Below are 23,368 nucleotides of genomic sequence, written 5' to 3'. Positions count from 1 at the left end.
CCGTCCTTCCCGCTCGGCCCTAGGCCAGACTGTCCCGCCACGCCCGGTGCAGGTCGGCGAACCTGCCGGTGCGGTCGATGAGTTCGGACGGGCTGCCGTCCTCCACGATCCGTCCCCGCTCCATGACCAGCACCCGGTCGGCGATCTCGACGGTCGACAGCCGGTGGGCGATCACCACCGCCGTACGCCCCTTCAGCACCGTCGCCATCGCCCGCTGCACCGCCCGCTCACCGGGCACGTCCAGGGAGCTGGTCGCCTCGTCCAGGATGAGGACGGCCGGGTCGGCCAGCAACGCGCGGGCGAAGGAGACCAGTTGGCGCTGGCCGGCCGAGATGCGGCCGCCGCGCTTGCGGACGTCGGTGTCGTAGCCGTCGGGCAGGGCGGCGATGAAGTCGTGCGCCCCGATCTCCTTCGCCGCCCGCTCGATCTCCGCGCGGGTGGCGTCCGGCCGGCCGAGGGCGATGTTCTCCGCGACCGTCCCGGAGAACAGGAACGCCTCCTGCGTCACCATCACCACCTCGCGCCGCAGCCCGCGTCCCGTCAGGTCGCGCAGGTCGACGCCGTCGAGCAGCACACGGCCTTCGGTGGGGTCGTAGAACCGGGCGAGCAGCTTGGCCAGCGTCGACTTGCCCGCGCCGGTCGAGCCGACGACGGCGACGGTCTGTCCGGCCGGGAGGGTGAGGCCGAAGCGGGGGAGCACCTCGCCGCCGGTGCGGTAGGCGAACCGCACGCCGTCGAAGTCGACCTCGCGGCCGGGGAGGCCGGCGCGCCGCTCGGGAAGCTCTCGGGGGCGGACCGGTTCCGGCACCGTCGGGGTCTGCGCCAGCAGACCGGCGATCTTCTCCAGCGAGGCCGCCGCCGACTGGTAGGAGTTGAGGAACATGCCGAGCCGGTCGATCGGGTCGTACAGCCGCCGCAGATACAGCACCGCGGCCGCCAGCACACCGAGTTCCAGCGACCCGTCCGCCACCCGGTAGGCGCCCCAGAGCACGATCAGCGCCACCGTGGTGTTCGCGGTGACCCGCGAGCCCACCACGTAGCGGGCCATCTCGAGGAGCGCGTCGCCGTTGGTCCGTTCGTGCCGCCGGTTGAGCACCGCGAAGTCGGCGTCGTTCGCGGCCTCCCGGCGGAAGGCGTGCACCGGCCGGATGCCGTTCATCGTCTCGACGAACTTCACGATCACCGCGGCGATGGCCGTCGACCGCTTCCGGTACACCCGCGCCGCCCGCCGCCGGTAGGAGCGGATGAGCAGATACAGCGGCACGAAGGACGCCACCGCGACGGCCCCGAGGCCCAGGTCAAGCCAGAGCAGCAGCACCGAGATGTAGATCGCCGACAGCGTGACCGTCACCAGCTCCTGCAGGCCCTCCTCCAGCAGTTCCCGCAGCGACTCGACGTCGGTGGTGGAGCGGGAGATGAGCCGGCCCGAGGTGTAGCGCTCGTGGAAGTCGACGCTGAGCTCCTGGGCGTGGCGGAAGATCCGGCCGCGCAGATCGAGCAGGACGTCCTGGCTGACCCGGGCCGACGCCGTGACGAACGCGTACTGCAGCGCCCCCGCCGCCACCGCGCACAGCAGATAGCCCGCCGCCACCGCGATCAGCGGCCCGTTGTCGTCCGCGCGGAACGCGGGCACGGCCCGGTCGATGGCGTACGCCACCAGCAGCGGGCCCGCCTGGACCGCGGCCTGCTGGAGCAGCAGCAACAGCGCGGTGACGGCGACCCTGCCCCGCATCGGCGTGAGCAGGGAACGCAGCAGCGTGCCGGTGGCACCCGGGGGAGCGGGCAGCTGATCCCGGTCGAAGGGGTCGCCCGACTCCGGCGTCGGGCCGTCGTCCTCGTCCCGGACCGGTGCGGTGGTGGCCGCCGTCATCGCTGGTACTCCTGTTCCGCGGCCGGGTCGCCGGACATGAGGTGCGCGTACTCGGGGTGGGTGCGCAGCAGTTCGTGGTGCGTGCCGACCGCGGTGATCCGGCCGCCGGAGAGCAGGGCGACGCGGTCGGCGAGCAGGACCGTGGAGGGGCGGTGCGCCACGATGAGGGCCGTGGTGTCCGCGAGCACCCGGCGCAGGGCGGCCTCCACCGCGGCCTCCGTGTGCACGTCGAGCGCGGACAGCGGGTCGTCCAGGACGAGGAAGTCGGGGCGTCCGACGACGGCACGGGCCAGCGCGAGGCGCTGGCGCTGGCCGCCGGAGAGGCTGAGGCCCTGCTCGCCGACCTGGGTGTCCACGCCCTGCGGGAGCGCGTGCGCGAAGTCGGCCTGGGCGACGGCGAGGGCCCGGCCGAGGTCGTCGGCGCCGGATCCGCCGCCCATCAGCACGTTCTCGCCGACGCTCGCGGAGAAGAGGGTGGGTTCCTCGAAGGCGACGGCGACGCGGGAGCGCAGCTCCTCCCTCGACATCTCCGCGATGTCCTGCCCCTCGAGGGTGATGCGTCCGGAGGTCACCTCGTGCAGCCGGGGCACGAGCGCGGTGAGCGTGGTCTTCCCGCTCCCGGTCGCCCCGACGAGCGCGAGCGATTCCCCACGGCGGATGTGCAGGTCGATCCCGTGCAGCACGGGCGGGGAATCGGCGGGCGCGTCGGGGTACCGGAAGCTGACCGTGTCGAATACCAACCCGGCACCCCGCAACGCCGGGCTGCGCTCCCGGCCCCCGAGCACCCCCGACTCGGGCTCCGCGTCCATGACCTCGAAGTACCGTTCCGTAGCCGTCGCCGCCTCCTGGCTCATCGCCAGGAGGAAACCGATCGAGTCCACCGGCCACCGCAGCGCCAGCGCCGTCGACAGGAACGCCACCAACGTTCCCGCGGACAGCGACCCGTCCGCCACCCGCACGGCCCCCAGCACCAGCGCCGCCCCGATCGCCAGCTCCGGCAGCGTCACGATGACGCCCATGATCGTCGCCAGCAGCCGCGCTTTGTGCAGCTCCGTCCCCCGCAGCCTCCCCGACAGCTCCCGGAACGCCCGCGCCTGGCTCCGGTGCCGTCCGAACCCCTTGATGATCCGGATGCCGAGCACACTCTCCTCGACCACCGTCGTCAGATCACCCACCTGGTCCTGTGCCCGCCGCGCCGCACCGGAGTACCGCTTCTCGAACACCACGCACGTGATCAGCACCGGCGCCGCCGGTACCAGGATGACCAGCCCCAGCGTCCAGTCCTGCACCAGCATGATGCTCACGCCGACCAGGATCGTGACCCCGTTGACCAGCAGGAACGTCAACGGAAACGCCAGGAACATGCGCAGCAGCATCAGATCCGTCGTCGCCCGCGACAGCAGCTGCCCCGACGGCCACCGGTCGTGGAAGGCGACCGGCAGCCGCTGCAGATGCCGGTACAGATGCGCCCGCATCTCCGCCTCGACGTGCGACAGCGGACGGGCCACCAGCCACCGCCGGAACCCGAACAGCAGCGCCTCCGCGAGCCCGAGCAGCAGCAGGTACAGCGCGCCCAGCCACACTCCCGCCGGGTCCCGGTCGGCGACCGGGCCGTCCACCATCCACTTCAGGACGAGGGGGATGAGCAGCCCTGTGCAGGAGGCGAGGATCGCGACGAACGCGGCGGTGAACAGCCGCGCCCGCACGGGCCGTACGTACGGCCACAGCCGCAGCAGCGTGCGCACGGCGGAGCGGGTTTCCGGGGGAGGAGGTGTCGTGGGCATCAGCAGCGAGCCTACGGATCGCCACTGACACTGCCCACCGAGTTTCGGCCGGACCGTGTTCGTCCGTTGGTCCTACGACCTGCGCGGACGGGGCAGCACCCGCAGCAGCAGCACCGACCGTTCCGGCACCGTGATCCGTGTCCCCGCGCGGTGTTCCACCGTCGGGGCCGCCTCCTGCTCCTCCCGCGCGGTGTCGACGACCACCTCGTACCGCTGGGCCCACGGTGCCCCCGGGAGCGCGAACTCCACGGGATCTCCACCCGCGTGGAGGACGGCCAGAAAGCTGTCGTCGAGGATCGGCGCACCCCGCTCGTCGCGCCCCGGGATGTCCCGCCCGGAGAGGAACATGCCGAGCGTGGCGGCCGGCGCGTACCAGTCGCCCTCGGTCATCTCCGTGCCCTGCGGGGTGAACCAGGCGAGGTCGCGCAGCCCGTCCGCGGAGTGCGCCCGGCCGGAGAAGAAGGAGCGGCGGCGCAGCACCGGATGCCGGTGGCGCAGGGCGATCAGGCGGGAGGTCAGCTCGAACAGCGGCCGCCACTCGGGGTCGTCCAGCAGGCTCCAGTCCACCCAGCCGGTCTCGTTGTCCTGGCAGTAGGCGTTGTTGTTGCCGCGCTGGGTGCGGCCCATCTCGTCGCCGGCGACCAGCATCGGCACGCCCGTCGACAGCAGCAGCGTGGTCAGCAGGTTCCGCAGCTGCCGCCGCCGCAGCGCCCGTACGCCGGGGTCGTCCGTCCCGCCCTCCGCGCCGCAGTTCCAGGAGCGGTTGTCGTCCGTGCCGTCCCGGTTGCCCTCGCCGTTGGCCTCGTTGTGCTTGCGGTCGTACGACACCAGGTCGCGCAGGGTGAAGCCGTCGTGCGCGGTGACGTAGTTGACCGAGGCGTAGGGGCGCCGTCCGCCCCAGGCGTACAGGTCGCTCGACCCGGACAGCCGGTAGCCCATCTCCCGCACATCCGGCAGCGCGTGCCGCCAGAAGTCCCGCACGGTGTCGCGGTACCGGTCGTTCCACTCCGTCCACAGCGGCGGGAACGCGCCCACCTGATAGCCGCCGGAGCCGACGTCCCACGGCTCGGCGATCAGCTTCACCCGGCGCAGCACCGGGTCCTGCGCGATCACCGCGAGGAACGGCGACAGCATGTCGACGTCGTGCATCGAACGGGCCAGCGCGGCCGCCAGGTCGAAGCGGAAGCCGTCGACGCCCATCTCCGTCACCCAGTAGCGCAGGGAGTCCGTGATCAGTCGCAGCACGTGCGGCTGGACGACGTGCAGGGTGTTGCCGCAGCCGGTGTAGTCGGCGTATCTGCGGGCGTCGGGCTGGAGGCGGTAGTAGCCGCGGTTGTCGATGCCCTTCAGGGACAGGGTGGGGCCCAGCTCGCCCGCCTCCGCGGTGTGGTTGTAGACCACGTCGAGGATCACCTCGATCCCGGCCGCGTGCAGGGCGCGCACCATCCGCTTGAACTCGCCGACCTGCTGCCCGGCCGTCCCGGAGGCCGCGTAGCCGGCGTGCGGGGCGAAGTAGCCGATGGAGTTGTAGCCCCAGTAGTTGCGCAGCCCCCGGCGCAGCAGATGGTCCTCGTGGGCGAACTGGTGCACCGGCAGCAGCTCCACGGCCGTGACCCCGAGCGCGGTCAGATGCGCGATCGCGGCGGGGTGCGCCAGCCCCGCGTAGGTGCCGCGCAGCTCCTCGGGGATGCCGGGATGGCGCTGCGTGAAGCCCTTGACGTGCAGCTCGTAGATGACGGAGTCCGCCCACGGTGTCTTCGGCCGGCGGTCGTCGGCCCATTCGTCGTCGGGCCCGTCATCGTGGACGACCACCCCCTTGGGGACGTACGGCGCCGAGTCCCGGTCGTCGCGCACGGTGTCCGCGACATGCTGCTCCGGCCAGTCCCGGACGTGCCCGTACACCTCCGGCGGCAGCGAGCCGTAGTCGTCGCCCGGGCCGGCGTCCACCGCGCGGGCGTAGGGATCGAGGAGCAGCTTCGCCGGATTCCAGCGGGCGCCGGTCCACGGGTCCCAGCGGCCGTGCACCCGGTAGCCGTAGCGCCGGCCGGGCCGCACCCCCGGCACGAAGCCGTGCCAGATGCCGTGCGTCAGCTCGGTGAGCCGGGCCCTGCTCTCCCTGCCGTGCTCGTCGAACAGACACAGCTCGACGCCCTCCGCGCCGCCCGCCCACAACGCGAAGTTGGTCCCCGCCACCCCGTCCGGGCCCACCCGGAACCGGGCACCCAGCGGCGTCGGCCGTCCCGGCCGCACGGGCACCGTGGGGACGGGCGGCGCCGGCCGCGCGCCGTTCACGACGGCGGCCGGGTGCCCGTCCCCGGTGGCCCGCTCTCCGGCCACCGCCTCCTGCTCGGCTGCGCTGGACACCTGTCAGCCTCCCGCGGCTCGTGGGGGACGGCGGCGGACAGGGGGTGGCGGCCCGTTCAGCGGCTCGGCCGTGGCTCCCCGGCGCGTCGTCCTCCCACTGTTCTGCCCAGAGCGCGGCTCGCACTCACGTTTCCCCGGGGGGCGGCATGGTCGTTTCCCGGAGCCGAGGCCCGTCGTTGGGTACCGCGTGAGGCACGTACAAGGGCGCGCACGGCGCGCGAGGGCCGCACTGGCCGTCGTACTGACATGGGCAGGACTGCTGACCGGGACCGTCGGGTGTACCGCGGACGGCCCCATCGAGGGGGCGTTCGGGCCCCCGGGCCGCGGGGACGTCATCCGGGTGGTGCCGGACGACGGCAGCGAGGACGTACGCCCCGACGCCAAGCTGCGGGTGCGGGTACCGGACGGGCGGCTGGAGTCGGTGAAGGTGGTCGCGTCCCAGGATGCGCGGGAGTCGCGCGTACCGGGTCGTATCTCCGCCGACGGGCTGACCTGGACGCCCGAGGACGACCGGCTGGCGCTGGCCGCGAAGTACACCGTGGACGCGGTGGCCGTGGACGGCGAGGGCCGCCGTTCCGCCCGGCACACCACCTTCACCACGTATGTCCCGGAGGAACGCTTCATCGGCTATGTGGCGCCCGACGACCGCTCCACCGTCGGCACCGGCATGATCGTCTCCCTGGAGTTCAACCGGAAGATCGTCCACCGCGCGGCCGTCGAACGCGCCGTCCGCGTCACCGCCCGCCCGGCCGTCGAGATCCGCCCGCACTGGTTCGGCGACACGCGCCTGGACTTCCGGCCCGAGCGGTACTGGAAACCGGGCACCAAGGTCACCGTCGACCTGAACCTGCGCGACGTCGAGGGAGCCCCCGGCGTCTACGGGCTCCAGCACCGCACCTTCACCTTCACCGTCGGCCGCAGCCAGGTGTCGGTGGTCGACGCGGCCGCGCACACCCTGCGCGTACGCCGGGACGGGGAGCTGCTGACCACCGTGCCCGTCACGGCGGGGGCGAAGAAGACCCCCACCTACAACGGGAAGATGGTCATCACCGAGATGCTCGAGGTGACCCGCATGAACAGCCGCACGGTCGGCTTCGGCGGCGAGTACGACATCCCCGACGTCCCGCACGCCATCCGGCTGACCAGCTCCGGCACATTCCTGCACGGCAACTACTGGGCCGAGCCGGATGTCTTCGGCCGCAGCAACGTCAGCCACGGCTGCGTCGGCCTGCGCGACGTGAAGGGCGGTGGCGCGGACACCCCGGCGGGCTGGTTCTTCGACCGCAGCCTCATCGGTGACGTCGTCGAGGTCGTCAACAGCAAGGACAAGAAGGTGGCGCCGGACAACGGTCTCGGCGGCTGGAACATGGACTGGAAGGAATGGAAGGCGGGCGGGGCGGTGAAGCAGCGCTGACCGAACCCTCGCACGGACCGTTGAAGTTGGAACGGAACGGTGACACTTCTTCCCCTTCGAACGCCTCTGGCCTGTGGTTACCATCCCTGGTGAGCGCGAGGGGCGCGGGGGCGCGGGCCGGGCCAGGCCCGCCGAGGGGAGAAACAAGTGAACGTGGGGCCGATATCGGGGGCTTCGGTTGGCGTGCGCGGACGCGGCGGCAGAAAGCTCGCCGCGCTGGCGCTCGGAGTGATGCTGGCGGTCACCGCCTGCGGCGGCGGAGGATCCGATGAGGGATCCGGCTCGGGCGACGGCAAGGGCAAGGACAAGGCCGCCGGCGCGGCGCAGAGCAAGCAGTCGGAGGCGGTGATCGGCATCGCCCCCGAGGACGGGGCGAAGTCCGTCAGGACCACCGGGGCGCTGAAGGTCGACGCGACGCAGGGCAAGCTGACCGAGGTCGTCGTCAAGGACCCCGACGGCGACGCGATCGAGGGTGAGATATCCAAGGACGGCGCCACCTGGACGCCGTCCACCCACCTGGCCGCGGCCACCAAGTACACGGTGCACGCGGTCGCCAAGGACTCCGAGGGCCGCACCGCCGCCGAGGACTCCAGCTTTACCACCCTGACGCCGAAGAACACCTTCGTCGGCACCTTCACTCCCGAGGACGGCTCCAAGGTCGGCGTCGGCATGCCGTTCTCGCTGCGCTTCACCCGGGGCATCACCAACCCGGAGGACGTCGAGAAGGCCATCCGCATCACCACCGAGCCGGCCGTCGAGGTCGAGGGCCACTGGTTCGGCAACGACCGCCTCGACTTCCGTCCCGAGAAGTACTGGAAGCCCGGCACCAAGGTCACCGTCGACCTCAACCTCGACGGCGTCGAGGGCCGCGAGGGCGTCTACGGCGAGCAGGACAAGACCGTCTCCTTCACCATCGGCCGCAAGCAGGTCTCCGTCGTCGACGCCAAGAAGCTGACCATGAAGGTCGAGCGGGACGGCAAGGTCATCAAGACCATCCCCGTCACCACCGGCAAGGCCGGCATGGAGACCTGGAACGGCCAGATGGTCATCAGCGAGCGGCTGAAGGTGACCCGGATGAACGGCGAGACGGTCGGCTACGGCGGTGAGTACGACATCAAGGACGTCCCGCACGCCATGCGCCTGACCACCTCCGGCACCTTCCTGCACGGCAACTACTGGGGCGGCGGCGCCTTCGGCAACTACAACGCCAGCCACGGCTGCATCGGCCTGCGCGACGTGCGCGGCGGCTGGGACAAGAAGGCACCGGGCTCCTGGTTCTACGAGCACTCCATGATCGGCGACGTGGTGATCGTCAAGAACTCCAACGACGCCACCGTCGCCCCGGACAACGGCCTCAACGGCTGGAACATGTCCTGGGAGGAGTGGAAGAAGTAACCCCGGCGCCCGGCCGGGCCCCGGCCGGGCGTGACCGACCGCACCTTCGCCGAGCGCGTTAGTGGCCGTTAACCTGCTGCCATGACCGTACATCTCGAAGTCGCCGAAGGCGTCGGCACGCTCCGGCTGGACCGGCCGCCCATGAACGCGCTGGACGTCGCCACGCAGGACCGTCTGAAGGAACTCGCCGAGGAGGCCACGCGCCGCGAGGACGTGCGCGCCGTGGTGATCTACGGCGGCGAGAAGGTGTTCGCGGCGGGCGCGGACATCAAGGAGATGCAGGCGATGGACCACGCGGCGATGATCGCGCGGGCCCGCGCCCTGCAGGACTCCTTCACCGCCGTGGCCCGCATCCCCAAGCCGGTCGTCGCCGCCGTCACCGGCTACGCGCTCGGCGGTGGCTGCGAACTCGCGCTCTGCGCCGACTACCGCATCGCCGGGGAGAACGCCAAGCTCGGCCAGCCCGAGATCCTGCTCGGGCTGATCCCGGGCGCGGGCGGCACCCAGCGGCTGTCCCGGCTGATCGGCCCCTCCCGGGCCAAGGACCTCATCTTCACCGGCCGCCAGGTCCGGGCCGACGAGGCGCTGACGCTCGGCCTGGTGGACCGCGTGGTCCCCGCCGACGAGGTCTACGCGCAGGCGCACACGTGGGCGGCGAAGCTCGCCCAGGGCCCGGCGATCGCACTGCGCGCGGCCAAGGAGTCGGTCGACGCCGGCCTCGAGACGGACATCGAGACCGGCCTCGCCGTCGAACGCAACTGGTTCGCGGGCCTGTTCGCCACGGAGGACCGGGAACGCGGGATGCGCAGCTTCGTCGAGGAAGGCCCCGGCAAGGCGAAGTTCCTCTGACGGTCGTGTGAAAACCTTACGTACGTCTTGCAATTGACGCGATGTCTGATCCGGGTCCCTCGATGGGGCGGATTGTGGGAGTCTGGGTACACCCTTAAGCCGTTCGTGTCGAGGGAGCCCGTCGATTGCCTGAGAGCGAGCCGTTTCCGCAGGTAGGACGGGCTTTCGGCGACCCCGAAGTGCCGCCCGCATATGCCGGTGGCCCAGTGCCGGAGGGGGGCGCACAGGGGGCGTATTCCCCCGGAACGGCCCCGGAGGGCCCCTCGGACGGCCATGATGGGGTCATGGCGGGGCTGGATGGCAGGGAACAGCCGCGGGGAGACGGACGCGCGACCGCGTCGCGCTGGTCGCCGACGGTCGAGGACGAACGCGCCCTCAAAGCACTGGAGTTGTTCGGCGACCCCACGGAGGCGGAGGTTCCGCTGCCGTCCCGTCCCGAGTCCGCCGCCACCGCACGCCGGCTCGTCCAGATCGTCGTCCTGCGCCACTGGGGACTGAACGCCAGGACCACCGAGGACGCCGTCCTGCTCGTCTCCGAACTCGTCGGCAACGCCGTGCGCCACACCGGGGCCCGGGTCTTCGGACTCCGGATGCGCCACCGGCGCGGCTGGATCCGTATCGAGGTGCGCGACCCCTCCCGGGGCCTGCCCTGCCTCATGCCGGTCCAGGACCTCGACATCAGCGGCCGGGGCCTCTTCCTCGTCGACAAACTCGCCGACCGCTGGGGCGTCGACCTCCTCCCCCGGGGCAAAACCACCTGGTTCGAAATCCGCACAACAGACCGCTGACCCGCGATAGCTGCGGGCAGTCGTGCCGCCCCAGCTGCGGGCAGTCGTGCCGCAGGGCGGCACGGGTGGGCGCAGGGGCACCTCAACAGCGAGCAGCGCCTGAATCGGCCCCCGGTGACCTACACGAGCGGCGCTGGTAAACGCGAGCCGTGCAACACCCCCCACCCCCCCGCCTCACTCCGGCAGGAACAACGCCTCCGCCCCCACCACCCGGTACCCCGCCCCCAGGAACGCCCGCAAACTCCGCGCATTCCCCGGAGAGACCTGCGCCCACACCGCCTCACCCCCCGCCAGCTCCCGCGCCGCCCGTGCCAGCTCCCGCCCCACCCCCCGATTCCGCGCCCCCTCCGCCATCTCCACCGCGACCTCCAGCCGCCCCGCCACACCCCGCCCCAGCACCAGAACGCCCTGGCCCCCCTCCACCACCCACACCCGCACGTCGTCCCGCCGCCGCCGCGCACTCACCACCCGCGGATGCCCGGGATCATCGATCTCCTCGAGAGCGAGCAACGGAGCGTCGGCGGACCCGAGCCCCGGCGCCACCGTCATGACATCGATCGTGTCCGTCCGCCGCCCCGTACGCTCCATGAACGCGGCCAGGAACCGCGCGTTCATCGTGGCGGCCAGCGCGTCGCAGTCGAGCGCGGCCAGCGTCCGCCGCACCCACGCCGGATCCTCGTCGGTGAAGACGACGGAGTGCGCGGTGAACGCCAGCACCCCCGCGTCCCGGGCGGAGGGCTGGGGCACCACCGTCGTCCCCCCGTCCGCCGCCGGGAAGACACCGCGCGCCGCCGCGTCGAGAATGTCCCGCAGCGTGTCCGTCTCCGTGCCCGAGCCACTGTCCGCCACCGAGCCGCTCCTTGAGTCTCCACCCACTGGAAGGCCCAGACTCCCAGACATGATCGACGACGGCACCGGACTTCTCACCATCGGCGAGCTCGCCCGGGCCACCGGCCTGTCCGTGCGCACCATCCGCTACTGGTCCGACGAGGGCGCCCTGCCGCCGGTGGCCCGCTCCACGGGCGGCTACCGGCTCTACGACGCCGGCTCCGTCGCCCGCCTGGAACTGGTCCGCACCCTGCGCGAACTGGGTCTCGGCCTGGACGACGTACGCCGGGTGCTGACCGGGGAGACCACGGTGGCGCAGGTCGCGGCGGCGCACGTGGCCGCGCTGGACGCGCAGATCCGCTCCCTGAAGGTGACCCGCGCGGTGCTGTCGACCGTGGCACGACGAGGCTCGACCACCGAGGAGACGGCACTCATGAACAAACTGGCCCGACTGTCCGCCGCCGAGCGCCGGCGCATCCTGGACGACTTCATGGCAGAGGTCTTCGAGGGCATCGACACCGCGGACCCCGACATCCGGCAGCGCCTGCGCTTCGCCGCGGCCGACCTGCCCGACGACCCCACCCCGGAACAGGTGGACGCCTGGGTGGAACTGGCCGAGCTCATCCAGGACCCGGAGTTCCGGGCCACGATGCGCAGGATGATCGAGTTCAACGCCGCGGACCGGGGGCCCGACGTCCCCACCGGCAGTTCCCTGTGGTTCATGAGCCGTCTGATCCGGCTCGCGGGCGGCGCCCTCAAGGACGGCGTCGGCCCGGGCTCCCCGCGCGCCGAGGCCGTACTGCGCGAACTGATCGGCGACGCCGACCCGGCCGCCGTACTGGAACGCCTCGCGTCGGCGACCGACGTCCGTCTGGCGCGGTACCGCGAGCTGTCCGCGATCGTGAACGGTCTGGAGCCCCCGTCCTCCTACGAGAAGGAGTTCGGGTGGGTGGTCGCCGCGCTGCGGTCCCAGGTGGCCCGATAATCTGACCTGCGTCAGTAGGACGCACAGCACAAGACGAGGGGCGGACCGGTGGCGGACATCGAGGAAGCGCGCAAGCAGTTCGAGCGGATCGACACGGACGGGGACGGGTTCATCACCGCTGCCGAGTTCAAGACCGCGCTGGCCCAGGGCGGGGACTGGAACGTCACCGAGGCGGTCGCCGAGGCCCTGATCAAGTCCCGCGACCTGAACGGCGACAAGGTCCTGTCGTTCGACGAGTTCTGGGCCCACCTGGACAAGGAGGAGCGGGCCTAGAAGGCTGCTGAAAATCTTGTTGAGGGCTGTCCGGTCGTAGGCCGGGCGGCCCTTTTCGCTGGTACCCGACCACCAGACCGGCCTCCCTGCCGGTCCTGGTCTGGGCGCTGAGCTTGGGGTTCACATAGGTACGGCCTTCCGTCGCCTTGACGAAGACGAACGAAAGGCCGTCGGTGTCGTACGAGGACGACTGGTACGAGCTCACGTCGATGCCACGCAGCACGCGGGTCTCCCGCTTAGTGCCGTGGGGGGACGGGAGTTGTCTTATGCCCCGCATCAACCATCTTGACGCAAAACGCGGTTCAGCATTCGATAATGTTCACCGCGAGACCGCCGCGGGCCGTTTCCTTGTACTTGACCGACATGTCCGCGCCGGTCTCCTTCATCGTCTTGATGACCTTGTCCAGGGAGACCTTGTGGGAGCCGTCGCCGCGCATCGCCATCCGCGCCGCGGTGACCGCCTTCACCGCGGCCATGCCGTTGCGCTCGATGCACGGGATCTGCACCAGGCCGCCGACCGGGTCGCAGGTCAGACCGAGGTTGTGCTCCATGCCGATCTCCGCGGCGTTCTCCACCTGCTCCGGTGATCCGCCCAGCACCTCCGCGAGGGCACCCGCCGCCATCGAGCAGGCGGAGCCGACCTCGCCCTGGCAGCCGACCTCGGCGCCGGAGATGGAGGCGTTCTCCTTGAAGAGCATGCCGATGGCGCCCGCGGCGAGCAGGAAGCGGACCACGCCCTCCTCGTCGGCGCCGGGCACGAAGTTCATGTAGTAGTGCAGGACGGCCGGGATGATGCCGGCCGCGCCGTTGGTGGGCGCCGTGACGACCCGGCCGCCGGCCGCGTTCTCCTCGTTCACGGCCATCGCGTAGAGGGTGATCCACTCCATGGCCAGCGCCTGCGGATCGCCCTCCGAGCGCAGCTTGCGGGCGGTGTTCGCGGCACGGCGGCGGACCTTCAGACCCCCCGGCAGGATGCCCTCACGGGTCATGCCGCGCTCCACGCACGCCTGCATCACGCGCCAGATCTCGAGGAGCCCCGCGCGGATCTCCTCCTCGGAGCGCCAGGCGCGCTCGTTCTCCAGCATCAGGGCGGAGATCGACAGACCGGTCTCCTCGGTGCGGCGCAGCAGCTCGTCGCCCGTGCGGAAGGGGTACTTCAGGACGGTGTCGTCGAGCTTGATGCGGTCGGCGCCCACCGCCTCCTCATCGACGACGAACCCGCCGCCCACCGAGTAGTACGTCCGGCTCAGCACCTCCGCCCCGGACGTGTCGTAGGCCCACAGCGTCATTCCGTTGGCGTGGTAGGGGAGCGACTTGCGGCGGTGGAGCACCATGTCGTCGTCGAAGGAGAACGCGATCTCGTGCTCGCCGAGCAGCCGGATCCGGCCGCCGTCCTTGATCTTCTCCACCCGCTCGTCGGCGGACTCCACGTCCACCGTGCGCGGTGAGTCGCCCTCCAGGCCGAGCAGCACCGCCTTCGGCGTGCCGTGGCCGTGCCCGGTGGCGCCCAGCGAGCCGTACAGCTCCGCCCGCACCGAGGCGACCGGGTCCAGCAGATCCTCGTTGCGCAGCCGCCGGGCGAACATCCGGGCCGCCCGCATCGGGCCGACCGTGTGCGAACTGGACGGGCCGATGCCGATCGAGAAGAGATCGAAGACCGAGATGGCCACGGGGGGACTCCTAAGGGTTCGGCGGACGACGCTGTCCGCCTGCGGTTCATGGTGCGGGGCACCGCGCTCACCGACCCAGTGTGCGCGATGCCCCGGATGTCCGTACAAAAAAGCGTACGAAATTACGTCAGACCGGGGTACAGCGGGTGCTTCCCGGCGAGGGCCGTCACCCGGGCCCGGAGCGCCTCGACGTCGTAGGACGGCTTGAGCGTCTCCGCGATGATGTCCGCGACCTCGGTGAAGTCCTCGGCCGTGAAACCGCGGGTGGCCAGGGCGGGGGTGCCGATCCGCAGACCCGAGGTGACCATCGGCGGGCGCGGGTCGTTCGGGACGGCGTTGCGGTTGACGGTGATGCCGACCTCGTGCAGCCGGTCCTCGGCCTGCTGCCCGTCCAGCTCCGAATCGCGCAGGTCCACCAGGACCAGGTGCACGTCCGTGCCGCCGGACAGCACGTCCACGCCCACGGCCTTCACGTCGTCCTGCACCAGGCGCTCGGCCAGGATGCGGGCGCCCTCCAGGGTGCGGCGCTGGCGCTCCTTGAACTCCTCGGAGGCGCACACCTTGAACGCGACCGCCTTGGCGGCGACCACATGCTCCAGCGGACCGCCCTGCTGGCCGGGGAACACCGCCGAGTTGATCTTCTTGGCCAGCTCGGCCGTGGAGAGGATCACACCGCCGCGCGGGCCGCCGAGGGTCTTGTGCGTGGTGGTCGTCACGACATGGGCGTGCGGGACAGGGTTCGGGTGCAGGCCCGCGGCCACCAGACCGGCGAAGTGCGCCATGTCGACCATCAGGTACGCGCCGACCTCGTCCGCGATCCGGCGGAACGCGGCGAAGTCCAGCTGACGCGGGTACGCCGACCAGCCGGCGACGATCAGCTTCGGCTTGCTCTCCTTGGCCAGCCGCTCGACCTCGGCCATGTCGACCTGGCCGTCGTCGCCGACGTGGTAGGCGACCACGTCGTAGAGCTTGCCGGAGAAGTTGATCTTCATGCCGTGGGTCAGGTGCCCGCCGTGCGCGAGGTTCAGACCCATGATCGTGTCACCGGGCTTGAGCAGCGCGAACATCGCGGCCGCGTTGGCCTGCGCGCCCGAGTGCGGCTGCACGTTGGCGTGCTCGGCGCCGAACAGCTCCTTCACCCGGTCGATGGCGATCTGCTCGATCACGTCGACGTGCTCGCAGCCGCCGTAGTAGCGGCGGCCCGGGTAGCCCTCGGCGTACTTGTTGGTGAGGACCGAGCCCTGCGCCTCCATGACCGCGACCGGGGCGAAGTTCTCCGAGGCGATCATCTCGAGGGTGGACTGCTGACGGTGCAGTTCGGCGTCGACCGCGGCGGCCACCGCCGGGTCGAGCTCGTGCAGGGACGTGTTCAGAAGCGACATGCGGCTACGGCTCCTCAGCCCGCGGTGTGGGCGTCGTACTCGTCGGCGGTCAGCAGGTCGGCCGGCTCGTCGGTGACGCGCACCTTGAACAGCCAGCCCCCCTCGAAGGGGGCGGAGTTCACCAGCGACGGGTCGGCCACCACGTCCTCGTTGATCTCGGTGACCTCGCCGGAGACCGGGGAGTAGAGGTCGCTGACCGACTTGGTCGACTCCAGCTCGCCGCAGGTCTCGCCCGCGGTCACGGTCGAACCGACCGCCGGGAGGTCGACGAAGACCACGTCGCCGAGCGCGTTGGCCGCGTGCTCTGTGATGCCGACCGTCGACACGCCGTCCTCGGCGGCCGTCAGCCACTCGTGCTCCTTGCTGTAACGCAGCTGCTGGGGGTTGCTCATGGCCTGAATTCTCCTGTACGCGGGGGACTGCTGATGACGGTGGGACAGCGGAAAGCGCTGTTGAGCGGGTACGCCGTCGCCGGCCCGGGCGCGCGGGGCCCGCCCGGGGGCATGCCTACGACGGTGTCACTTCTGCCGCTTGTAGAACGGCAGCGCCACGACCTCGTACGGCTCGTGGCTGCCGCGGATGTCCACGGCGACGCCCTCGGTGCCGGGCGCCGCGTGCGCCGCGTCGACGTAGGCCATCGCGATCGGCTTGCCCAGGGTGGGGGAGGGGGCGCCGGAGGTGACCCGGCCGATCACCTCGCCGCCGGCCACGACCGCGTACCCGGAACGCGGCACCCGGCGGCCCTCGGCGACCAGGCCGACCAGCACCCGCGGCGGCTGCGCGGCGGCCCGCTCGGCGGCCTCGGCCAGGGCGGCGCGGCCCACGAAGTCGCTCTCCTTGTCGAACTTCACCACCCGGCCGAGACCGGCGTCGAAGGGCGTGAGTTCGGTGCTGAGCTCATTGCCGTACAGCGGCATGCCCGCCTCCAGGCGGAGCGTGTCCCGGCAGGACAGCCCGCACGGGACCAGGCCCTTCTCCTCGCCGGCCTTGGTCAGCGCCTGCCACAGCTCGACCGCGTGCTCCGGCTTCACGAACAGCTCGAAGCCGTCCTCGCCGGTGTAGCCGGTGCGGGCGATGAGCGCGGGGACGCCGGCGACCGTGCCGGGCAGACCGGCGTAGTACTTCAGGCCGTCCAGACCGGCGTCGGTGAGCGAGGCGAGGATCGCCGGGGACTCGGGGCCCTGCACGGCGAGCAGCGCGTACGCGTCGCGGTCGTCGCGGACCTCGGCGTCGAAGCCGGCCGCGCGCTCGGTGAGCGCGTCGAGCACCGTCTGCGCGTTGGAGGCGTTGGCGACCACCATGAACTCGGTCCCGCCGAGCCGGTAGACGATCAGATCGTCCAGGATGCCGCCGTCCGCACGGCAGATCATGGTGTAGCGGGCGCGGCCCTCCTTCACGCCGCTCATGTTGCCGACGAGGGCGTGGTCGAGGAGGGCGGCCGCCTGGGGGCCGGTGACCGTGATCTCGCCCATGTGCGAGAGGTCGAAGAGGCCGGCCCGGTTGCGCACGGCGTTGTGCTCGTCGCGCTCGGAGCCGTAGCGCAGGGGCATGTCCCAGCCGGCGAAGTCGGTCATCGTCGCGCCGAGCGACCGATGCAGGGCATCGAGCGCGGTCCGGCGGGGTTCGGTACTGCTCATCGGTCGGTCTCCCAGAGGCGATGGGGGTCCTTCCCACGCCGGGTCGGGCGGGCGCGGGAGAAGGCGAGGACATGTCCTCCCCATCTGTCATCGGAACCTGAGAGGTTCGCCATGACCGCCCGTACCGGGGAGGGGTCACGGCTTGCACCTTGGGTGGGGTCGCCGGAACGGCTCCGGCGGCCCGCTTTTCAGATGTGCCTCGCCCACGCGGTAACGGTGCCTGAGAGATTCAAGGGAGGGACTTGCTCCTTCGGCGCCCCGGCGGCACATGATGCCGGGGACTCTCCCGCGCGGATTCAAACGGCCGGTATGCAGTTGCGGGCACATCATTGCACGCATCGCCGGGGTCCGGCAGGGGGACCCTTCCCAGGGGTGTACTGGTAGTACGGGCGCGGTCACAGGGAGCTGTGACAGGCCTGTTTCACGAAAGGCACGGAAACGAGAGACACCCGGCATTACCTTCTCTTGACACTCGGCGGGGTGGGACGTGTGCCGGCCCCAGGGGAGGACCTCACGGTGAACAGGACCACGGCGTGCGCCACCACCACCGGCGCCGCACTGCCCGCGCAGCCGGCCACCAGGGCCGGCCGGGCCCGCAGCGCGCTGCCGGCACCCGTCGTCCGCGATCTGCGGGCACGCGCCGGCCGCAGCCCGCACGTGCTGCTCTTCGGACCCCGCGACCTCGTCGTGGTCACCGGACTGCCCGGCAGCGGCAAGTCCACGCTGATGCGGCGCGCGGTGCGGGGCATCCGCGTCGACTCCCAGGACACCCGCGACCGCTGGGAGAGCCGCATGCCGGGCTTCCTGCCGTACGCCGTGTACCGCCCGCTGGTCCGCGTCGCCCACTACGCGAGGCTGCGCCGCGCGCTGCGCGCCGGTGACGCGATCGCCGTCCACGACTGCGGCACCCAGGCCTGGGTGCGGCGCTGGCTGGCCCGCGAGGCCCGGCGCCGGGGCGCGAGTCTGCATCTGCTGCTGCTCGACGTCACCCCGCAGCAGGCCCTGGCCGGCCAGCGCGAGCGCGGACGCGGGGTCTCCCGGTACGCCTTCCGCCGCCACCGCGCGGCGAGCGACCGGCTGTTGCGCGCCGTGCAACGTGGGCGGGTGCCCGAGGGCTGCGGCTCGACGGTGCTGCTCGACCGGGACGCGGCCGACGCGCTGCGCCGGATCGGCTTCGGCGGATGACCCGATAGCCTTTTCAGCCACAGCAGTGGTTCCAGGCAGGCGGTAGGCGACAGATGGACTTCCCGGCGGACTTCTCGGACCGGACGCACTCCCATCCGCACGGCGGATGGCCCGGTAACGAACTGGAGGAGGTGCTCTCCGCCTCCCTCGGTGTCCCCTCGGCGGGGGCCAGGATCATCGAGGTGCTGGGCCGCAGCTTCATCTGGGTCCCGCTGCCCAACGGCGGAGGCCCGGACAGCGGCCCGCTGGACCTGCCCACCATGGAACTCGACGGCCAGGCCTACGTTCCCGTCTTCAGCTCCGAGGAACAGTTCCGGCAGGTCGTCGGCTCCCACATGTCGTACACGATCGCCCCCGCCGTGGAGTTCGCCCGCGGCCTGCCGCCGCAGGCGGGGATCGCCGTCAACCCCGGTGGCGTGGTCTGCGCCCCGCTGCCGCCGGGCGCCGTGGCCGAGCTGTGCCGGGCCGGGCGCGGCCCGCTGGACGGCCCGGCGAGCGGCGGCCGGGTCCGGCTGTTCGAGCCCGACTGGCAGGACGACCCGGTCGACTTCCTCGGCGCGGCCTCGGAGGAGTTCGACGCCATCGGCGTCGTGACGACCGCCCGCCGCTGTCTGGCGGCGATCGAGACGGCCGACCCGGTGCTGTTCGTCGGCGTGGAGCTGTCCAGGACCGAGGACGATGCCCGCCCCCTCCCGCTGGACGCCCTGGGCCGGGCCCTGGGCCGCGTCCCGGCCCGCTGGCCGGTCAACCTGATCCTGATGGACCTGGCCCAGGACCCGGTGGCCGACTGGATGCGGGCCCGGGTCACCCCCTTCTACCAGCGGCACCCGTGACCGCCGCGGGGTGCGGGCCTTGCCGCGTACGGAACGCAGACCGCCGGGGGCCGTCGGCTTAAGCTAGGTTCGTTGGCTGGCGAGGTGTGTTACGGAGGGGCGATACAAAGTGAGCGCTGGCACCGCGGCGGCCGGGCAGGTCGAGCACATGCTGCGCCAGGTGACGCCCGGGCGTTACGACGCCTACGAGGCGTTGCTGCGCGCTCTCGCGACCCCTTCGACCGGCCAGGTCTGGATGCTGCTGTGGCACGGCCAGGCCGGCTCCCCGGACGCCCAGTACGGCAACATGGACGTCGACGGCTTCGGCTACGCGCCCTGCGTCACCTCCGCCCAGGAGCTGTCGGCCAGCGGCTGGAACCGGTCCTACGAGGTCGTCGACGGCCTCGAGGTGGCCCGTGCCCTCTACCCCGACCGCTACGGACTCTGGCTCAACCCGCATGCCCCGGGCGGCGGCGTCGGCATCCCCTGGCTGGACCTGCGCCGGATCGCCGGCGGCCTGGACCGCCAGCCCGCCGGACCGCTGCGGCTTTCCGAACCGGCCGTCGAGATCCCGCAGTTCTACGCCCTCCTCGCGCAGAACGCCCACCGCACCCCGGCCGTCCGCTCGCTGCGCCGCGCCTGGGTGCAGCCCGCGCTCGGCGCCCCGTACCTCGCCATCGGCCTGGACGTGTACGACACCTCCCCGCCCGCCGTGGACGCGGTGCGCGCGATGATGCAGCAGTCGCTGGGGGCGGTCCCGGACGGACTGCCCGTGTCGACGGTCGCGCTCTCCGACGAGCACGACCCGGTGGCGATGTGGCTGCGCGCCAACGCCCGGCCGTTCTACGACCGGGAGGCGCACGGCGCGGTCCAGCCGCCCGTGTCGGGGTACGGCTACCCGCCCGCGCAGCACCGCTGACCGGGCCGGATCCCGCGTTTGAGGCACACCCTCCGCGGGAAGCGTGACCGTGCCCCGGTGACTCAGCGTCACCATGTGTCCACCAGGTGGACACGTCCGCCGACGGGGCGGACCCGGGTGGGACGGGGGTTGATTTCGCGTCAGATTTTCGGCCATACGCGCGGAGCGACGACCCGTTGACCACGTGTCACCTGCGGTTTCACGGCGTCTTTACGCCATCTCCCGATCTCCGGACGGGCCCGCGGAGGCCGGATTTTGTGTCTCCGGGGTTAAAAATCGACGGTCGGCTGCCTGAAGCATCCCTTATGTCAAGTGTTCAGATCTCAGGTAGGTATCACCGCTATCCGGACTGTTCCTGACTGACTGCGAACGTCTGTAGTGTTCGGCCGGTCAAGATGCATCCACATAGCGGACCCGGAGTGGCCCCAATATGCGCATACCCAAGTCCCGAGTCGCTCGGGCGATCACGGCCGCGGTGGCGGTCGGTCTGATTGCCACGGGCTGCTCCAGCGAGCGGGACAGTGACAACAAGAGCGACGGCTCGAAGGACACCTTCGTCTTCGCCGGTGCCGGTGACCCGGGTTCTCTCGACCCTGCCCTCGCGAGTGACGGTGAAACCTTCCGTGTGACGCGGCAGGCGTTCGAGGCCCTGCTCGAGCACGAGTCCGGCGGCACCGAGCTGGTCGGCGGCCTCGCCGAGAAGTGGTCGAGCAACGACGAGGGCACCGTCTGGACCTTCAACCTCCGCAAGGGCGTGAAGTTCCACGACGGCGAGGAGTTCAACGCCGCGGCCGTCTGCGCCAACTACGACCACTGGTTCAACTGGACGGGCACCTACCAGTCCAGCGCGGTCTCCTACTACTGGCAGACCATCATGGGCGGCTTCAAGAAGAACGAAGACCCCGAGACGCCCGAGGCGAACTACAAGTCCTGCACCGCGAAGGACGAGCACACCGCCGTCATCGAGGTCAAGGAGCCCTCCGCCAACCTTCCCGGCGGCTTCTCCCTCAACGCCCTCGCGATCCACTCGCCGAAGGCCATCGAGGAGTACGAGAAGCAGGAGGCGACCGCCAAGGGCGACGCCATCACGTACCCCAAGTACAGCCAGGAGGCCGGCACCGTCGCCGGCACCGGCCCGTACAAGATCACGAAGTGGAACAAGGGCAACAAGGAAGTCACCCTTGAGCGCTTCGACGACTACTGGGGCGACAAGGCGAAGATCAAGAACCTGGTCTTCCGCACCATCGACACCGAAGAGGGCCGCCGCCAGGCGCTCCAGGCCGGTGACATCGACGGCTACGACCTGGTCGCGCCGGCCGACGTCAAGACCCTCGAGGACGAGGGCTACGTCGTCCCGACCCGTGGCGTCTTCAACCTCTTCTACGTCGGCATGAGCCAGGAGGCCAACAAGGCCCTCGAGAAGAAGGAAGTCCGCCAGGCCATCGCGCAGGCGATCGACAAGGAGAACCTGGTCAAGACCCAGCTGCCCGAGGGCGGCAAGGTCGCCGACCAGTTCATGCCGGACACGATCGAGGGCTACTCCAAGAAGGTCACGCAGTACCCCTTCGACACCGCCAAGGCCAAGGACCTCCTGAAGCAGGCCGGTGAGGAGAAGCTCGAGATCGAGTTCTGCTACCCGACCGAGGTCACCCGCCCGTACATGCCTGCCCCGCAGGACCTGTTCGAGCTGATGAAGTCCGACCTCGAGAAGGCCGGCATCACCGTCAAGCCCAAGGCCATGAAGTGGGCCCCGGACTACCTGGACGCCACCGAGTCGGGCTCCTGCGCCTTGCACATGCTCGGCTGGACCGGTGACTTCAACGACGGCTACAACTTCATCGGCACCTGGTTCGCCGAGTTCGACAAGCAGTGGGGCTTCAAGGACAAGAAGGTCTTCGACGCCGTGAACGCCGGCTCGGAGCTCGTGGGCGAGGAGCGCATCGCCGCCTACGCGAAGGCCAACGAGGCCATCATGGACTACCTCCCGGGTGTCCCGATCTCCTCCTCCCCGCCGGCCATCGCGTTCGCCAAGAACGTGAACCCGCCGAACGTCTCCCCGCTGACGCAGGAAGTCTTCGCCGAGACCTCGTTCAAGTAGCCGCTCGACCGGCAGGTGAACCAAACGGGGGGTTCCGCCCGGCCGCCGCAACTCGGCGGCCGGGCGGGTCCATTCATGTAAGAAACCACGCAAGAAAGGGGCATGCGGGGTGCTGCGTCTCGTCGTACGAAGACTGCTCCAGCTCATACCCACGCTGCTCGGACTGTCGGTGTTGCTCTTCCTCTGGCTCGACCGGCTGCCCGGTGGACCCGCCTCAGCGATCCTGGGGGAAAAGGCCACCGAGGCCGAAGTGGCGCGCATCAACCGTGCTCTCGGGCTGGACCAGCCCGTCTACGTTCAGTACTGGCGCTTCCTCAAGCGCATCTTCGAACTCGACCTGGGCACCTCCACCCAGACCGGACAGCCGGTGTGGGACGAGTTCGTCCTGCGGTTCCCCGCGACCGTGGAACTGTCCCTGACGGCGATCCTCCTCGCCGTGGCCGTCGGCATCCCGCTCGGCTACTTCGCCGCCCGCAAGCGCGGCGGCTGGCTCGACGTCGGCGCGGTCTCCGGCTCGCTCATCGGCATCTGCATCCCGGTCTTCTTCCTCGCGCAGATCCTCAAGGGCGTCCTGGCCGTCAACATGGGACTCTTCCCCAGCTACGGCCGCCTGGACACCGGCATCGACGCCACCAAGGTCACCGGCTTCGCCGTCCTCGACGGCATCCTCACCGGCGAGTTCGACGCCTCCTGGAACGCCATCACCCACCTGGTCCTCCCGGCCATCGCACTGGCGACCATCCCGCTCGCGGTGATCGTGCGCATGACCCGCGCCAGCATCCTCGAGGTGCAGGACGAGGACTACGTGCGCACCGCCGAGGCCAAGGGCCTCAAGCGCGGCGTCATCCGCAACCGGCACGTGCTGCGCAACGCGCTGCTCCCCGTGGTCACCTCGGTCGGTCTGCTCACGGGCTCGCTGCTGTCCGGCGCGGTCCTCACCGAGTCGGTGTTCACCTTCGGCGGCATCGGTTCCTTCATCCGGACCGCGATCGACGGCCGTGACTACCCCGTGCTCGTCGGGTTCATCATGTTCATCGCGCTGATATACGTCCTGATCAACCTGTTGGTGGACCTCGCGTACAGCCTCATCGACCCGAGAGTGCGGGTGCACTGAC

General features: G+C 70.9%; 19 protein-coding genes, 1 pseudogene and 2 riboswitches. Of the genes and pseudogenes, 11 read left to right on the top strand and 9 right to left on the bottom strand.

Annotated features, from left to right (window positions below):
- Positions 1 to 19 precede the first annotated feature (19 nt).
- The 3 genes from AC5L3C_RS10890 to glgX form a co-directional block, all read right to left on the bottom strand.
- Entirely contained in the window at positions 20 to 1,870 is a 1,851-nt protein-coding gene (locus AC5L3C_RS10890) for an ABC transporter ATP-binding protein (protein ID WP_493648727.1), read from the bottom strand.
- A complete protein-coding gene (locus AC5L3C_RS10885; RefSeq protein ID WP_493648726.1) occupies positions 1,867 to 3,654 on the bottom strand; it encodes an ABC transporter ATP-binding protein in 1,788 nt (595 codons plus the stop codon). The genes AC5L3C_RS10890 and AC5L3C_RS10885 overlap by 4 nt, the downstream gene beginning before the upstream one ends.
- A gap of 72 nt (positions 3,655 to 3,726) precedes the next feature.
- Positions 3,727 to 6,018, bottom strand: coding sequence for a glycogen debranching protein GlgX (glgX, locus tag AC5L3C_RS10880; RefSeq protein ID WP_493648724.1), 2,292 nt, complete (start codon positions 6,016 to 6,018; stop codon positions 3,727 to 3,729).
- A gap of 187 nt (positions 6,019 to 6,205) precedes the next feature.
- Here glgX and AC5L3C_RS10875 point away from each other — a divergent pair, with 187 nt between their 5' ends.
- From AC5L3C_RS10875 to AC5L3C_RS10860, 4 genes are all read left to right on the top strand, one after another.
- Positions 6,206 to 7,432: a L,D-transpeptidase gene (locus AC5L3C_RS10875; protein ID WP_493648723.1), complete on the top strand. Its 1,227-nt coding sequence runs from the start codon at positions 6,206 to 6,208 to the stop codon at positions 7,430 to 7,432.
- Between the two features lie 147 nt (positions 7,433 to 7,579).
- The gene (locus AC5L3C_RS10870) at positions 7,580 to 8,827 is read left to right on the top strand and encodes a L,D-transpeptidase (protein ID WP_493648721.1); all 1,248 of its coding nucleotides are present in this window, start codon (positions 7,580 to 7,582) and stop codon (positions 8,825 to 8,827) included.
- Between the two features lie 81 nt (positions 8,828 to 8,908).
- Entirely contained in the window at positions 8,909 to 9,676 is a 768-nt protein-coding gene (locus AC5L3C_RS10865) for an enoyl-CoA hydratase/isomerase family protein (protein ID WP_125504107.1), read from the top strand.
- Between the two features lie 179 nt (positions 9,677 to 9,855).
- Positions 9,856 to 10,464 (top strand): ATP-binding protein, encoded by a 609-nt coding sequence (locus AC5L3C_RS10860; RefSeq protein WP_164555605.1) that lies wholly within the window; start codon positions 9,856 to 9,858, stop codon positions 10,462 to 10,464.
- A gap of 174 nt (positions 10,465 to 10,638) precedes the next feature.
- Here the strand turns inward: AC5L3C_RS10860 and AC5L3C_RS10855 are convergent, their stop codons facing one another.
- A complete protein-coding gene (locus AC5L3C_RS10855; protein ID WP_126896604.1) occupies positions 10,639 to 11,313 on the bottom strand; it encodes a GNAT family N-acetyltransferase in 675 nt (224 codons plus the stop codon).
- Between the two features lie 49 nt (positions 11,314 to 11,362).
- Here AC5L3C_RS10855 and AC5L3C_RS10850 point away from each other — a divergent pair, with 49 nt between their 5' ends.
- Positions 11,363 to 12,277 carry a helix-turn-helix domain-containing protein gene (locus tag AC5L3C_RS10850; protein ID WP_493648719.1) on the top strand — a complete coding sequence of 305 codons (915 nt, stop codon included), beginning with the start codon at positions 11,363 to 11,365 and terminating at the stop codon, positions 12,275 to 12,277.
- Between the two features lie 48 nt (positions 12,278 to 12,325).
- Positions 12,326 to 12,550, top strand: coding sequence for an EF-hand domain-containing protein (locus AC5L3C_RS10845; RefSeq protein WP_493648717.1), 225 nt, complete (start codon positions 12,326 to 12,328; stop codon positions 12,548 to 12,550).
- Positions 12,551 to 12,590: 40 nt separating this feature from the next.
- On the opposite strand, the pseudogene AC5L3C_RS10840 reads toward AC5L3C_RS10845, so the two are convergent.
- From AC5L3C_RS10840 to gcvT, 5 genes and pseudogenes are all read right to left on the bottom strand, one after another.
- Positions 12,591 to 12,773, bottom strand: a pseudogene (locus tag AC5L3C_RS10840) (GH25 family lysozyme); the annotation flags it as partial.
- Between the two features lie 79 nt (positions 12,774 to 12,852).
- Positions 12,853 to 14,220 carry an L-serine ammonia-lyase gene (locus tag AC5L3C_RS10835; RefSeq protein WP_493648715.1) on the bottom strand — a complete coding sequence of 456 codons (1,368 nt, stop codon included), beginning with the start codon at positions 14,218 to 14,220 and terminating at the stop codon, positions 12,853 to 12,855.
- 122 nt (positions 14,221 to 14,342) lie between these two features.
- Positions 14,343 to 15,602 (bottom strand): serine hydroxymethyltransferase, encoded by a 1,260-nt coding sequence (glyA, locus tag AC5L3C_RS10830; protein ID WP_493648713.1) that lies wholly within the window; start codon positions 15,600 to 15,602, stop codon positions 14,343 to 14,345.
- Between the two features lie 14 nt (positions 15,603 to 15,616).
- Positions 15,617 to 15,994, bottom strand: a complete 378-nt coding sequence (gcvH, locus tag AC5L3C_RS10825) for a glycine cleavage system protein GcvH (protein ID WP_493648711.1) — start codon at positions 15,992 to 15,994, stop codon at positions 15,617 to 15,619.
- A 126-nt stretch (positions 15,995 to 16,120) separates the two neighbouring features.
- Positions 16,121 to 17,239, bottom strand: coding sequence for a glycine cleavage system aminomethyltransferase GcvT (gcvT, locus tag AC5L3C_RS10820; protein WP_493648710.1), 1,119 nt, complete (start codon positions 17,237 to 17,239; stop codon positions 16,121 to 16,123).
- Between the two features lie 74 nt (positions 17,240 to 17,313).
- Positions 17,314 to 17,436: riboswitch (glycine riboswitch) on the bottom strand.
- A gap of 1 nt (position 17,437) precedes the next feature.
- Positions 17,438 to 17,538: riboswitch (glycine riboswitch) on the bottom strand.
- A gap of 217 nt (positions 17,539 to 17,755) precedes the next feature.
- On the opposite strand from gcvT, the gene AC5L3C_RS10815 reads away from it, so the two are divergent.
- The 5 genes from AC5L3C_RS10815 to AC5L3C_RS10795 all read left to right on the top strand — a co-directional run bounded on the left by AC5L3C_RS10815 (position 17,756) and on the right by AC5L3C_RS10795 (position 23,367).
- Positions 17,756 to 18,424: an AAA family ATPase gene (locus tag AC5L3C_RS10815; protein WP_493648708.1), complete on the top strand. Its 669-nt coding sequence runs from the start codon at positions 17,756 to 17,758 to the stop codon at positions 18,422 to 18,424.
- A gap of 53 nt (positions 18,425 to 18,477) precedes the next feature.
- Entirely contained in the window at positions 18,478 to 19,257 is a 780-nt protein-coding gene (locus AC5L3C_RS10810) for an enhanced serine sensitivity protein SseB (protein WP_493648706.1), read from the top strand.
- A gap of 148 nt (positions 19,258 to 19,405) precedes the next feature.
- Entirely contained in the window at positions 19,406 to 20,155 is a 750-nt protein-coding gene (locus AC5L3C_RS10805) for an enhanced serine sensitivity protein SseB C-terminal domain-containing protein (RefSeq protein WP_125510036.1), read from the top strand.
- Positions 20,156 to 20,585: 430 nt separating this feature from the next.
- Positions 20,586 to 22,253, top strand: coding sequence for an ABC transporter substrate-binding protein (locus AC5L3C_RS10800; RefSeq protein WP_493648704.1), 1,668 nt, complete (start codon positions 20,586 to 20,588; stop codon positions 22,251 to 22,253).
- A gap of 109 nt (positions 22,254 to 22,362) precedes the next feature.
- Positions 22,363 to 23,367, top strand: a complete 1,005-nt coding sequence (locus AC5L3C_RS10795; RefSeq protein ID WP_493648703.1) for an ABC transporter permease — start codon at positions 22,363 to 22,365, stop codon at positions 23,365 to 23,367.
- The last annotated feature ends 1 nt before the right edge of the window (position 23,368 follow it).

It is taken from the genome of Streptomyces speibonae (assembly GCF_984686075.1).
This window is presented reverse-complemented; position numbering and strand designations above follow the sequence as displayed.

Bases quoted from the DNA above. Each gene is read 5' to 3' on its own strand.
- glyA (WP_493648713.1), bottom strand. From the start codon at position 15,602: ATGTCGCTTCTGAACACGTCCCTGCACGAGCTCGACCCGGCGGTGGCC.
- AC5L3C_RS10865 (WP_125504107.1), top strand. From the start codon at position 8,909: ATGACCGTACATCTCGAAGTCGCCGAAGGCGTCGGCACGCTCCGGCTG.
- AC5L3C_RS10885 (WP_493648726.1), bottom strand. From the start codon at position 3,654: ATGCCCACGACACCTCCTCCCCCGGAAACCCGCTCCGCCGTGCGCACG.
- AC5L3C_RS10850 (WP_493648719.1), top strand. From the start codon at position 11,363: ATGATCGACGACGGCACCGGACTTCTCACCATCGGCGAGCTCGCCCGG.
- gcvT (WP_493648710.1), bottom strand. From the start codon at position 17,239: ATGAGCAGTACCGAACCCCGCCGGACCGCGCTCGATGCCCTGCATCGG.
- AC5L3C_RS10800 (WP_493648704.1), top strand. From the start codon at position 20,586: ATGCGCATACCCAAGTCCCGAGTCGCTCGGGCGATCACGGCCGCGGTG.
- AC5L3C_RS10805 (WP_125510036.1), top strand. From the start codon at position 19,406: ATGCTGCGCCAGGTGACGCCCGGGCGTTACGACGCCTACGAGGCGTTG.
- gcvH (WP_493648711.1), bottom strand. From the start codon at position 15,994: ATGAGCAACCCCCAGCAGCTGCGTTACAGCAAGGAGCACGAGTGGCTG.
- AC5L3C_RS10810 (WP_493648706.1), top strand. From the start codon at position 18,478: ATGGACTTCCCGGCGGACTTCTCGGACCGGACGCACTCCCATCCGCAC.
- AC5L3C_RS10890 (WP_493648727.1), bottom strand. From the start codon at position 1,870: ATGACGGCGGCCACCACCGCACCGGTCCGGGACGAGGACGACGGCCCG.